Annotated in this window: 11 protein-coding genes; 3 read left to right on the top strand and 8 right to left on the bottom strand. The window is 75.4% G+C overall.

Annotated features, from left to right (window positions below):
* Positions 1–29: 29 nt before the first annotated feature.
* The 5 genes from hemQ to hemG all read right to left on the bottom strand — a co-directional run bounded on the left by hemQ (position 30) and on the right by hemG (position 5,829).
* Positions 30–740, bottom strand: coding sequence for a hydrogen peroxide-dependent heme synthase (gene hemQ, locus JOE61_RS14805; protein WP_193666934.1), 711 nt, complete (start codon positions 738–740; stop codon positions 30–32).
* Positions 741–789: 49 nt separating this feature from the next.
* Complete coding sequence (locus JOE61_RS14800) at positions 790–1,437, bottom strand: response regulator (RefSeq protein ID WP_307823035.1); 648 nt, start codon at positions 1,435–1,437, stop codon at positions 790–792.
* Positions 1,434–3,497: a sensor histidine kinase gene (locus tag JOE61_RS22565; RefSeq protein ID WP_193666933.1), complete on the bottom strand. Its 2,064-nt coding sequence runs from the start codon at positions 3,495–3,497 to the stop codon at positions 1,434–1,436. Before JOE61_RS22565 ends, JOE61_RS14800 begins: the two co-directional genes overlap by 4 nt.
* An 82-nt stretch (positions 3,498–3,579) precedes the next feature.
* Complete coding sequence (locus JOE61_RS14790) at positions 3,580–4,302, bottom strand: hypothetical protein (RefSeq protein WP_204797250.1); 723 nt, start codon at positions 4,300–4,302, stop codon at positions 3,580–3,582.
* A 141-nt stretch (positions 4,303–4,443) separates the two neighbouring features.
* Positions 4,444–5,829 (bottom strand): protoporphyrinogen oxidase, encoded by a 1,386-nt coding sequence (gene hemG / locus JOE61_RS14785; RefSeq protein ID WP_307823034.1) that lies wholly within the window; start codon positions 5,827–5,829, stop codon positions 4,444–4,446.
* Between the two features lie 65 nt (positions 5,830–5,894).
* Between hemG and JOE61_RS14780 the strand changes: the two genes are divergently transcribed.
* Positions 5,895–6,833: a DUF4349 domain-containing protein gene (locus JOE61_RS14780; RefSeq protein ID WP_193666931.1), complete on the top strand. Its 939-nt coding sequence runs from the start codon at positions 5,895–5,897 to the stop codon at positions 6,831–6,833.
* A gap of 18 nt (positions 6,834–6,851) precedes the next feature.
* Here JOE61_RS14780 and hemE read toward each other — a convergent pair whose 3' ends face one another.
* Complete coding sequence (hemE, locus tag JOE61_RS14775; RefSeq protein WP_193666930.1) at positions 6,852–7,919, bottom strand: uroporphyrinogen decarboxylase; 1,068 nt, start codon at positions 7,917–7,919, stop codon at positions 6,852–6,854.
* Between the two features lie 70 nt (positions 7,920–7,989).
* Between hemE and JOE61_RS14770 the strand changes: the two genes are divergently transcribed.
* Positions 7,990–8,613: a DUF3000 domain-containing protein gene (locus JOE61_RS14770; RefSeq protein ID WP_193666929.1), complete on the top strand. Its 624-nt coding sequence runs from the start codon at positions 7,990–7,992 to the stop codon at positions 8,611–8,613.
* Positions 8,613–10,007 (top strand): HRDC domain-containing protein, encoded by a 1,395-nt coding sequence (locus tag JOE61_RS14765; protein ID WP_193666928.1) that lies wholly within the window; start codon positions 8,613–8,615, stop codon positions 10,005–10,007. The genes JOE61_RS14770 and JOE61_RS14765 overlap by 1 nt, the downstream gene beginning before the upstream one ends.
* Positions 10,008–10,060: 53 nt before the next feature.
* On the opposite strand, the gene JOE61_RS14760 is transcribed toward JOE61_RS14765, so the two are convergent.
* Both JOE61_RS14760 and JOE61_RS14755 read right to left on the bottom strand, forming a co-directional pair.
* Positions 10,061–11,458, bottom strand: coding sequence for a sugar ABC transporter substrate-binding protein (locus JOE61_RS14760; RefSeq protein WP_193666927.1), 1,398 nt, complete (start codon positions 11,456–11,458; stop codon positions 10,061–10,063).
* A 103-nt stretch (positions 11,459–11,561) separates the two neighbouring features.
* Positions 11,562–12,026, bottom strand: coding sequence for a type II toxin-antitoxin system PemK/MazF family toxin (locus JOE61_RS14755; protein ID WP_193666926.1), 465 nt, complete (start codon positions 12,024–12,026; stop codon positions 11,562–11,564).
* Positions 12,027–12,170: the final 144 nt, after the last annotated feature.

Below are 12,170 nucleotides of genomic sequence, written 5' to 3'. Positions count from 1 at the left end.
GGCCGGGTCAGCGCGCGATTCGGGCCGGGTCAGGGCAGACGGTGCAGGAGGTCGGGGACGGGAGTCAGGGCGCCGGTGTAGAACGGCACCTCCTCGCGCACGTGGCGGCGGGCGGTGGAGCCGCGCAGGTGCCGCATCAGGTCGACGATGCGGTAGAGCTCGTCGGCCTCGAAGGCCAGCATCCACTCGTAGTCGCCGAGGGCGAAGCTGGCCACGGTGTTGGCGCGCACGTCCTTGTAGTCGCGCGCCATCTTGCCGTGCTCGGCGAGCATCGCGCGGCGCTCGTCGTCCTCGAGCAGGTACCACTCGTAGGAGCGCACGAAGGGGTAGACGCAGATGTGCTGCTTGGGCTCCTCGTCGGCGAGGAAGGCCGGCACGTGGCTCTTGTTGAACTCGGCCGGGCGGTGCAGCGCCATCTGCGACCACACCGGCTCGAGCCGGGCGCCGAAGGCGGTGCGGCGGAAGCGGTGGTAGGCGTCCTGCAGCTGCACCGAGTCGACCGCGTGGGTCCAGACCATCACGTCGGCGTCGGCGCGCAGCCCGCTGACGTCGTAGACGCCGCGCACCACCACGTCGTCGCCCGCGAGCGCCTCGAGGAGCTCCTCGACCTCGGCCGCCTCGGCGGCACGGTCGGCGCCGTCGCCGAGCACGTCGCGCAGGCGGAAGACCGACCACATCGTGTAGCGGATCGAGTCGTTGATCTCCCGGACCCGGGAGGCGTTGCTCTGGGTGTCGCTCATGGGCTCATTGTGCCAACCGTCCCCACCCGCGCTGCACCTGGTGGCGGTCTCAGCCGCGCCCCAGCCCCGCCTCGCGCGCCAGGATGATCGCGGCGGCCCGGTCGGGCGCGTGCAGCTTGGCGTAGACCGACGAGACGGCGTTGCGCACCGTCTTGCCCGAGACGAACAGCTCGGCGGCGATCTGGTCGTTGCTGCGACCGGCGGCCAGCAGGTCGAGCACCCGGTGCTCGCGCTGGCTCAGCTGCGGGAAGGCCGGGGCGGCCGGTCTCGAGGCCTCGGCGAACAGCTCGGCGACGCGGGCGGCCACGGACGCCCCGAAGACCATCCCACCGGTGGCAGCCGAGCGCACCGCGTGCAGCACCTCGTCGGCGCCGGCGCCCTTGAGCAGGTAGCCCGAGGCCCCGGCCCGGATCGCGCTGACGACCATGTCGTCGTCCTCGGTCATCGTCAGCATCACGACCCGCACTCCGGGGTGCCGCCCGGCCAGGAACCGGGTCGCCTCGATGCCGTCGAGCACCGGCATCTGGATGTCCATCACCACCACGTCAGGCAGCACCTCGTCCACCACGTGCAGCGCCTCGCGCCCGTCGGCGGCCTCGCCGACGACCTCGATGCCCTCGAGCGCCCCCAGCAGCGAGGCAAGCCCCTCGCGCACGATCCGGTGGTCGTCGACGACCACGACCCGCAGCCCGCTCACCGTGCCCCCACTCCACCCACCGGCAACCAGGCGCGCACCAGCGTGCCCGCGCCGTCGAGGCCGGGGCACACCACCTCCGTGCGTCCCCCGAGCTCGTCGGCGCGTTCGCGCAGCGACACCAGTCCCACCCCGGCCTCCGCCTCCGCCGGCACGCCGACGCCGTCGTCGGCCACCTCCACCAGCAGGCCGCCCCCCTCGCAGCCCAGCCGCACCTCGGCACGTGTGGCCCCGGCGTGGCGCGCCACGTTGACCAGCGCCTCGGCCGCGATCCGGTACGCCGCGACCTCGACCGCCGCCGGCAGCTCCGGCAGGTCGCCGGCCCGCACCACCACCGCGGGGCCGGTCCGCTCGGCGAGCTGGCGCAGCGCGCCGACCAGCCCACGGTCGTCGAGCGCGGGCGGACGCAGGTCGTGCACCAGGCGGCGTACGTCGGCGACGACGTCCTGGACCATCGCCGCGGTGTCCTGCAGGGTCGAGCGGGCCGCGGCCGGGGCGGTGTCCACCTGCAGGCGCGCCGACTCGAGCCGGAAGACCACACCCCCCAGCGCCGGGCCGAGGCCGTCGTGCAGGTCGCGGCGCAGGCGACGACGCTCCTCCTCGCGCGAGACCACCAGGCGCTCGCGGCTCTCCTGCAGCTCCTCGGCCAGCCTCGAGGTGCGCACCGCCAGGGCAGCCTGGCGCACCAGGTCGCCGAGCAGCCGCTCGTCGCGCGGCGACAGCCGGCTGCGCATCCCCCGGGCCGGCAGCAGCAGCCGGCCGACCGGGCGGTCGCGGTCGGTGATCGCCAGCGCCCGCACCTGCGCGGGCTCGTCGCCGTGGCTGACCGCCAGCGTCTCCCCGCCGCCCCGCTCGACCTCGACGCGCACGAACGTCACCCCGAACGCCGCCGCCACGGCCGCCGCCACCTCGCCCAGCTGGCCCGGGGCGTCGTCGGTGTGCTCGAGGCGGGCGGCCAGCCGGGCCACCACGTCGTACGGCGCCGCCCGCTCGCCGAACGTCAGCCGGCGCGCCCACGCCCAGACCCGCGCACGCAGCGGCACGTGCACGAGCGCCGAGACCAGGAGCACCAGGGCCACCACCTCGCGCCGGGAGAGCCCGTCACCGCCCCACCTGGCCAGCAGCGCGTCGAGCAGGCCCACAGCGGCCAGGTCGACGACCAGGACGAGCACCCCGAGGCCGCTCCAGGCCAGGGTGCGGGCCAGCAGGTCGCGCACCGGCACCAGCTCGGGCTCGACGACCGCGACGACCATCGCCGCCACCGGGAGCACCATCACCGCGAAGCTGGTGAACAGGTCGTCGCCGGGGCCGTCGTAGAAGACGCCGGCGACGATGGCCAGGGTCATCACCAGCACGCTCCACAGCAGCCACCGCACCCGGTCGCGCTCGACGCCCGCCGAATGGCGGTAGCGCACCACGACGCTGGCGATGGGCACGGCGAAGGCGAGCACCGTGACGGTGCGGGCGACCGAGGGCGCGGAGCCGGTGAGCCAGCCCACCGACAACGGGTCGGGGTCGAGCGTTGCTGGCAGCACCTCCGGCACCGGCGCGGGGGTCAGCATGAAGACCAGCACCGAGCTCGACATCAGCGCCAGCGCCGCCCACGACGCGCGGCCCCACCCGCCGGGGAGGAGGCGCCCGGTGGGGAAGATCAGGATCAGCACGGCGGCGACCACCGGCAGCAGCGAGCCGACCCGACCCCAGAACCACAGCGCCGCCGTGCTGCCCGGCCACGCCGACGACTCGGTGACGCCGGCGTACAGCCACGACTGGGCCAGCCCGTCGAGGGCCCAGAAGACCCCGAAGCCGGCGAGCACCCATCCGAAGCGCGAGCGCGGGTCGCGCGAGGTGACGACCGCGGCGAGCGCGGCGATGACCAGCCCGTTGAGGGTCCACGGCCATCCCGGGCCCTCGGTGAGCCGCTCACCCAGCGACCCGGCCTGCCCGCGGGTGTCGACCGCGATGCTGGCCACCAGCGCCACCGCGCACAGCAGCGGCACGCCGGGGCCGGAGACCAGCCGTCCGGCGGGCGTGCGGGCGGGTCGGTGGCCGGCCACGAGCACGACCTCATTGTGGGCGCGCCGACGCCGGCCCGGGAACTGATTTCCCGGGCCGGCTCCGTGCAGCGGCACGCGACTGCTCCGCTCAGGCGTCGGCGCCGTCGCGGCGGGCCCGGTCACCGACGGCGAAGCCGATCGCGGTGACCAGCAGCCAGACCGGGCCGGTCATCCCGGCCATGTACTGCAGCGGCGAGATGCCCAGCAGCAGCGTCAGCCCGCCGAGGACCAGCCCGACCCGACCGATCCAGGTCGGCACGGCCCCGACCCGGGAGGCACGCCACACCGCGACCCCGGCGAGACCGGCGAGCACCCAGCACCACGGGATGGTGCCGATCCAGTGGTTGTAGAAGACGACCGCGTGCGGGTCGGCGGCCCCGTCGCCGGCCTGGGAGGCGAAGAGGAACTCGGTGTCCAGGCCCGTGCCCAGGACGGTCACCAGGGCGGTGCCGAGCAGACCTGCAGCGGCCACGGCGGGGGCCAGCCCGGCGCCCGGCCGAGCGGCCAGCCGGCGGTGGAGGCCCGCGGCGAACACGACGGTCGCGACGGCACCCAGCAACCCCAGGACGTGGAAGGCCACGATGACCGGCGCCTTGTCGCCGACCGCCTCCGCGATCCGCTCGGGATCGCCGGCCAGGGCCGGGTCGTAGACGGCCGCGACCAGGCTGGAGGCGACGACGGCCCCGGCACCGGCCAACGCCGCGACGACACCGGTCAGGGCCCAGGCCCGCGGGGGCGGTGGCGCAGCGGCGCCGGGTCGCGGGAGGTCCCCGCGGTCGGTACGGACGGGGTTGCTGGTGGTGGCGGTCATGGCCGGCCCCTCTCGGTCGATCCTGGATGGAGGACCCGACAGTGCGGGGCAGGGTGTCCCGACCGACAGGGACAACCAGGCACACCTGGTCCCGTCCCGGCCCCGTCCCGGCCCCGTCCCCGGCCAGGTGCCGCGGGGTGCTCAGGGCCCGACGACCTCGCGCACCGCCAGGCGCGCCGAGCCGATCACCGCCGGGATCCCCACGCCGTCGTACGCCGCCCCGCAGACGGCGAGCCCCGGTACCTCGCCCACCGCGGCGCGCACCCGCGCGACCAGCGCCAGGTGGCCCACGGCGTACTGCGGCAGCCCGCCGCCCCACCGCTGCACGTGGGTGTCGACGGGCCGGCCCCGCAGCCCCACGGCGGCGCTCAGGTCAGCCAGCGAGAGCTCGACGAGCCGCTCGTCGGGGGCCTGCAGAGCGGCCTCGTCGCCGTGCCGGCCGATCGAGGTGCGCAGGTGCACGACACCCTGGGCGGCGCCGGCCTCGCGCACCCACGCCCACTTCGTGCACGAGAAGGTCGAGGCCTTGATCGCGCGCCCCTCCACCGGCGGCACCAGGAACCCCGACGAGCCGCTGGTGACCAGGTCGGGCACGTCGTCGACCGCGAAGGCGAGCGTGACGACCCCGACCGAGGCGGCCTCGACGCCGGCCAGCGCCTCGGCCGCGACCGGGGCCACCTCGCCCAGCAGGCGCGCGGTCGCGGCGGCCGGGGTGGCCAGCACGACGGCGTCGGCGGTGATGGTCTCCGGCGCGGTCGTGGGCCCCACGGTCAGCCGGAAGCCGGCGCCGTCGCGGGCCAGCACCCGCACGGTCGCGCCGGTGCGCACCTCGCCGCCGGCCGCGCGCACCGCCTCGACCAGCACGCCGGGCAGCCGGCCCATGCCGCCGGCGATGCCCGCGAAGACCGGGGCGGCGTACGTCGCACCCGCGGGCGCCATCGCCGCGCCCTGCTCGACCAGCGAGCCGCGCTCGGCCATCGCCACCAGCTGGGGCACGGCCGCGCGCGCGGAGATCCGCCGGGCGCGACCGGCGTACACCCCGCCCAGCAGCGGCTCGACGAGCAGGTCGGTGACCGCGGGACCCAGCCGCGCGTCGACGAGGTCGCCGACGCTGAGGTCGTCGCCGACGTCGGTGGGCGGCAGCGACGGCTCGGCCCGCACCCGGGCCAGGGCCTCCTCGTCGAGGACGCCCGAGGCCTCGAGCTGGTCGAGGTCGAGCGGCACACCCATCAGCGAGCGCGGCAGCGGCCGCAGCGACCCCCCGGTCCAGATCCGGGACGACACCACGGCGGGGTGCTCGACCTCGAGACCGACCGCCCGGGCCAGGTCGACGCCCTCGGGGCGCCGGTTGAGCATCGCCTCGGCCCCCACGTCGACGCCCACGCCGGCCACCTCGCGGACCCGCAGCTTGCCGCCGGTCTCGGGCGAGCCCTCGAGCAGCAGCACGTCGCGCCCGGCCAGGGCCAGCTGGTGGGCGGCCGCCAGCCCGGCGATCCCGCCCCCGACGACCACGACGTCCCTGCGCACGCCCCCCATGCTGGCACGCGCACCCGCCCCGGGAACCGGGCGGTCGCGGGCGGCGTCCCACCCCCATGGACGCCACCTCGCCCCGCCTGCTGCTCGCCGGCACCTGCCTCGCCCTGCTCACCACGCTGAGCGCCTGCTCGGGCTCCGGCGGCGGGTCCGACTCCTCCTCCGGCGAGGCGGCGCCGCTGTCGGGCGCCGACTCCGCGGTCGAGGACCGCGCCGGGCGCAACGCCTTCTCCTCGGCGGGCGGCTCGACCGACGAGTCCGTCACCGAGGCGGGGGGCGTCGAGGCGAGGCCCGTCGACGCGGTGGAGGCCCAGCAGCCGGCGCTCATCTCCACCGGCACCGTCTCGCTGCGCAGCGACGACGTCGCCGACACCCGCTTCGACGTGCAGAAGGTCGCCGACCGCTACCGCGGGCAGGTCACCGACAGCGAGACCCGCACCGACCAGGAGGGCGAGGTGCGCGACGCGCGGCTGGTGCTGCGGGTGCCCAGCGCGGAGTTCACCGAGGCGATGGACGAGCTCGAGAAGGTCGCCGACCTCGAGGCCTCCACCTCGACCAGCGAGGACGTCACCACCCAGGTCGTCGACACCCGGGTGCGCATCCGGGTGCAGCGCGCGAGCATCGCCCGCATCGAGGAGCTGCTGCAGCGCGCCGGCTCGATCCGCGACGTGGTCGCCGTCGAGCAGCAGCTGACCCAGCGCCAGGAGCGGCTCAACTCGCTGCTGCGCCAGCAGGCCTACCTGGCCGACCAGACGTCGATGTCGACGATCACCGTGCACGTCGAGCGCGCCGACGCCGCGCGCACCGAGCCCGAGCCCGTCGAGGCCGGCTTCCTCTCCGGCCTGCGGGCCGGCTGGGACGGCCTGACCACGGTGCTGCTGGGCCTGGCCACCGTCACCGGGGCGGTGCTGCCCTTCGTGGCGCTGGGGCTGCTGCTCGGGGCGCCGGCCTGGCTGCTGCTGCGTCCGGTCGTACGCCGCCGCCGTGCGGCCGCCTGAGCTGCGGGCCCAGCGGGGTCAGCGCTGCTCGAGCGGGTAGCCCTGCACGAACTCGGTCAGGCGCGCCAGCTGGTCGGGGTCGGTGGCGGGGATGACGCCGTGGCCGAGGTTGAAGATGTGCCCGCGGGCGGCGCGGCCGGCCTCGATGACCTGGGCGGCCCGGGCGGTCATCACGTCGGTGGGGGCGAAGACCAGGGTCGGGTCGAGGTTGCCCTGCACCGCCCGGTCGCCGACCAGCGGGATCGCGCGCTCGAGCGGGGTGCGCCAGTCGACGCCGACGACGTCGGCGCCGGCCTCGCCCATCAGGTCGAGCAGGTTGGCGGTGCCGACCCCGAAGTGGATGCGGGGCACGCCCAGGGCGCCCGCGCGCCCGAGCACCGCGGTGGAGTGCGGCGCGACGTGCTCGGCGTAGTCGGCGGGGGTCAGCGCCCCGGCCCAGGAGTCGAAGAGCTGCACGGCCGAGGCGCCGGCCGCGACCTGCACCTCCAGGTAGGAGGCCGCCATGCCGGCTATCTTGCGCATCAGCGCGTCCCACACCTCGGGGGCGCCGAACATCATCGCCTTGGTCTTGGCGTGCTCCTTCGAGGGCCCGCCCTCGACGAGGTAGGAGGCGACGGTGAAGGGGGCGCCGGCGAAGCCGATCAGGGGGGTCGAGCCCAGCTCGCCGACCAGCCCGCGCACGGCCTCGGTGATGAACCCGACGTGCTCGGGGGTCAGGTCGGGGATCCGCTCGACGTCGGCCAGGGTGCGCACCGGCTCGGCGACCACGGGCCCGACACCGGGCACGATGTCGAGGTCGACGCCGACCGCCTTGAGCGGCAGCACGATGTCGGAGAAGAAGATGGCGGCGTCGACGCCGTAGCGGCGCACCGGCTGCATCGTGATCTCCACGACCAGCTCGGGGTCCATGCAGGCGTCGAGCATCGCGACGCCCTCGCGCACGCGCAGGTACTCGGGCAGCGAGCGCCCGGCCTGGCGCATGAACCACACCGGCGTGTGCGGCACGTCCTGCCCCCGGGCGGCACGCAGGAACGCGCTGTCGTGGGCGGGGCTGGTCTGACCGGACGGGTCGGCGGCAGTGCTCACAGGGCAAGGGTCGCAGGTGCCACGGCGTGTTCGCACATCGGTTCGACGCCCTCGCGCCTACCCTGGGGGCATGGTCGTCCGCCAGGAGACGCACCCCGGCGCCGGGGTGCCCACTGCCCCCGCCGAGTTCACCGCGGCCGTCGCCGGGCTGCGCACGGCGCGCCTGCGACCCGAGGTGCTGTGCGAGGAGATGCCCGCCCCGCAGCGCATCGCGCCCTGGTCCTCGGCCCTCAGCGCCGACGTCACCGTCGACGACACCGACGTGGCCACCGGGCGGATCATCCTGCTGCACGACCCCGAGGGCAACGACGCCTGGGGCGGCACCTTCCGCTGCGTGGCCTACGCCCGCGCCGAGATCGAGGTCGACCTGGTCAGCGACCCGCTGCTGGCCGGCGTCGGCTGGAGCTGGCTGACCGACGCGCTCGACGCGCACGGCGCGGCGTACTCGCACCAGTCCGGCACCGTCACCCGGGTGGCCACCGAGGCCTTCGGCTCGATGTCCGAGGAGGGCGGGACCGCCCAGATCGAGGTCCGCGCGTCGTGGACCCCGGCGCTCGGCGACGACGGGGTGCCCGACACCGCCCCGCACGTCGAGGCCTGGGGCGAGCTGCTGTGCACCGCCGCCGGTCTCGAGCCGGTGCCCGACGGGGTCGCGGTGCTGCCGAGCCGGCGCGGTCAGCGCGGCGCGCGCTGATGGCGACCCGCTCCGAGGAGGTCGGGCCCACCGGCTCGGCCGAGCCCACCGACACCACCGACACCACCGCCCCCACCCCGTCTGTCGAGCAGACCGAGCCGGTCGAGCCCGTCGAGGAGGTCGAGCCGGCCCCGCTGCTGACCCTGCGCGACGGGCTCGGCGAGGTCGTCGACACCGAGGCGGGGCTGCTGGCGCTGTGCGAGGCGATCGCCGGCGGCCAGGGGCCGGTGGCCATCGACGCCGAGCGGGCCTCGGGCTACCGCTACTCCAACCGGGCCTACCTGATCCAGCTGCGCCGCGAGGGCTCGGGCACCCACCTGCTCGACCCGATCGCCTTCGAGGGCCTGGCCCCGCTGCAGGAGGCCATCGGCGAGGCCGAGTGGATCCTGCACGCGGCCACCCAGGACCTGCCCTGCCTGCGCGCCGAGGGCCTGTGGCCCACCGAGCTCTTCGACACCGAGCTGGCCGGCCGGCTGCTGGGCTACCCCCGCGTCGGCCTGGCCACCCTCGTCGAGACCCTCATCGGGCGCCGGATGAAGAAGGAGCACTCGGCCGTCGACTGGTCGACGCGTCCGCTGCCGCGGCCCTGGCTCGAGTACGCCGCCCTCGACGTCGAGGTCCTCATCGAGCTGCGCGACCTGATCGCGGACGAGCTGGTCGCGACCGGCAAGGACGACTGGGCGCGCCAGGAGTTCGACGCCCTGCGCGGCTTCGAGCAGCCGGTGCGTGTCGACGCCTGGCGGCGTACGTCGGGCCTGCACAAGGTCCGCGGTCGTCGGGCCCTGGGCGCGGTGAAGGCGATGTGGGAGCTGCGCGACGAGATCGCCGAGCAGCGCGACGTGACCCCGGGCCGCATCGTGCCCGACTCCGCGTTGACCGCCGCCGCCACGGCTCCCACCCTGCCCACCGACCGCGCGACCCTGATGGCGCTCAAGGGCTTCCACGGGCGTGGCGCCGACCGCTACTCCGCGCGCTTCGCCGCCGTGCTGCGCGAGGTGGCCGAGCTGCCCGAGGCCGAGCTGCCGGCGCGCAACCCGCGCACCGACGGCCCCCCTCCCCCGCGCGCCTGGGCCGACCGCGACCCGGTCGCCGCCCGCCGCCTGGTGCTGGCCCGCGAGGCGATGAGCGCGCTGGCCGAGGAGCACGGCATGCCGCTGGAGAACCTGCTGACCCCCGACTCGCTGCGCCGCGTGCTCTGGGCGCCGCCGTCGACCCGCGATCCGCAGGAGCTGGCCGAGGCCGTCGCCGAGGCGCTCGCCGCGATGGGCGCGCGCCCCTGGCAGGTCGGCCTCGTCGGCCCTGTGGTGGTCGACGCCGTGCTCGGCGGCGACGTCGAGCCCGAGCCGCCCGCCGACCCGATCGAGCCCGGGGCAGCCGAGCCCGCGGACGGATAGTCCCAGACGTTCCGCACCGCCCACCCGCGCGTCGCGGTGAGCAGGGTCAGGGACTATCCCTCGGAGTCGGTCTCCCCCGAGTCGGACTCCTCGGTCTCGTCGGCCTCCGGCTCCAGCACCTGGCGCGACAGCTCGTCGATCACCTCGGTGGCGGTCTCGAGGTCGAGCACGCCCGGCGCGTTGACCAGCTCGGCGATCGGCCCGTCCACCAGGCGCTGCAGCTGGGTCCAGGTGTCGAGCAGCGGGGGCACCCGCATCGATCGCACGGCCGAGGTGAAGACGTCGGAGCGGTCCGGCTGCAGGGCGGGCTGGGTGAAGTCCTCGGTGAGCGCGACCTGCTGGTTGGCCGGCACCAGGTAGCCGGTGCGGGTCAGCTCGCTGACCACCTCGTCGGAGATCATGTGCACCAGCAGGTCGGCGGCGTCGGCGATCGACTCGGTGGCGGGGTTGAGGCACAGGCCGGTCAGGTCGCCGATGGTCGCCGAGGAGTCGAGCGTCGGCATCGGCAGCACGTCGAACTCCAGGCCCTCGACGTCGCGCAGCTCGGGCACCAGGTCGCGGTAGCCCGCGATCATCCCGAGCCGGCCGCGCTCGAACCACTCCTGGGCCGTGGCCTTGTCGAGCTGCTCCTCGGTGAGGGTCAGGCTCGGGCGGCGCAGCAGCTCGAGGGTGCGCTCGAGGGCGTCGCGCGACTCGTCGCTCGAGAGCGCCAACGAGGTCGGCGTGTCACCGTCGTCGAAGATCTCGCCGCCGCCGGAGTAGACGAACGGTGCCAGGCCGCGCAGGGACGGCTCGATGTAGACGCCCTTGCTGCGCCGGCGCGGCTTGGTGGCGAACTCGGCCGCGGCCGCGAACTCGTCGAAGGTGAAGCGGTTCGACTCGGGCGAGGGCGTGTCGAGCTCGAGCTCGACCATCCGCTCGAAGTCGACGAGATCGGTGTTGCGGTAGATCACCATCGGTGAGACACCGAAGGGCATGCACTGCAGCCGGGTGTCGGCCGAGAACGCCTCGAGGGCGTCGCGCGAGTAGCCGTCGCCGAACTCGACCGAGCGCTCGTCGAGCAGCTCGTCGACCGGGGTCGCGTAGCCCTCCTCGCGCAGGAAGGTCAGGTCGCGCCGCGAGGCGAGGTAGACGTCGGGGCTGGCCTCACCGGCGCGCAGGGCGTCGTCGAGCTCGTCGCGGTCGGCCCACGACTCGAGGGTCACGGTGCTGGTGGTGGAGGTCTGGTTGTAGTCGTCGACGACGCGCTGGTAGCCCGCGACCTCCGCCTCCTTGCCCCACACGGCCAGGGTCAGCTCCGTCTTGGCCTGGGGCGCCGGCACCGGGTCGGGCCCGGGCAGCGGCTCGCCGCTGCCGGCGTCACTGTCGCACGCCGTGGCCACGAGCCCGAGGGACAGCAGGGCGACGATCGTGGCCGCACCCCGCCGGGCCTGCCTGCGCTTGCTCTCCACTGCCACCTCGTCCGTCGGGGATCTGCCGCGCCACCCTATCCAGCACCGCCGCGAGGCCGGGGCCGAGCACGGTCACGATCGCGCAACGTGAGCAGCCTCTCCCTCACCCCAGACGGTGGAAGCGCCGGGCCCGGGCGACGACCGCGTCGAAGACCGGCCGGTCCAGCGCCGCACCCTCACGGCGCACGTCGGCGGGGTCCAGGCGCAGCAGCCGGTCGAGCCGCACCTCGCTCGGGCGTCGCTCGCGGTCCCAGCCGCCCGAGCCGACGTCCATCCAGTGCCGGCCCCAGCGGGCCTCGTCGGCGGCGTCGCGGTCGTGGTCCTGGCTGGTGAGCATCAGCCCGTAGACGTGGGTGCGGTCGGAGGCCAGCAGCAGCACCGGGCGGTCCTTGCCCTGCGAGGCGTCCTCCTCGTAAGGCACCCACGCCCACACGACCTCGCCCGGGTCGGGCCGCCCGTCGCTCAGCGGCGCGTAGCGCACACGGGGGCCGCGTCGCAGCAGCCGCCCGCCCGCGCGGGGGGCGCTCGATCGGCGGGCCTTGGCGAACGCCTTCGACACGATGCTCATGAGGCAAGTGATGGTACGCCGGACCGGGAGCGCCTCACGGCGCGTGGCCGCTCGTAGCGGCTATATGTGGGACCCGGGGCTGCCGCGGTCCGGCGCACCGTGGTCCAGCATAAACGCTGAGCCACACGACTCAAGTCCGGTCTG

This window comes from Nocardioides salarius, from assembly GCF_016907435.1.
Taxonomy (GTDB): Bacteria; Actinomycetota; Actinomycetes; order Propionibacteriales; family Nocardioidaceae; genus Nocardioides; species Nocardioides salarius.
The sequence above is the reverse complement of the archived record's forward strand: the minus strand, read 5'-3'. Positions and strand labels throughout refer to the sequence as shown.

Excerpts from the sequence above, each read along its gene's own strand:
- hemQ (WP_193666934.1), bottom strand. The coding sequence starts at position 740 with ATGAGCGACACCCAGAGCAACGCCTCCCGGGTCCGGGAGATCAACGAC.
- JOE61_RS14790 (WP_204797250.1), bottom strand. The coding sequence starts at position 4,302 with ATGACCGCCACCACCAGCAACCCCGTCCGTACCGACCGCGGGGACCTC.
- JOE61_RS14780 (WP_193666931.1), top strand. The coding sequence starts at position 5,895 with ATGGACGCCACCTCGCCCCGCCTGCTGCTCGCCGGCACCTGCCTCGCC.
- JOE61_RS14770 (WP_193666929.1), top strand. The coding sequence starts at position 7,990 with ATGGTCGTCCGCCAGGAGACGCACCCCGGCGCCGGGGTGCCCACTGCC.
- JOE61_RS14765 (WP_193666928.1), top strand. The coding sequence starts at position 8,613 with ATGGCGACCCGCTCCGAGGAGGTCGGGCCCACCGGCTCGGCCGAGCCC.
- JOE61_RS14755 (WP_193666926.1), bottom strand. The coding sequence starts at position 12,026 with ATGAGCATCGTGTCGAAGGCGTTCGCCAAGGCCCGCCGATCGAGCGCC.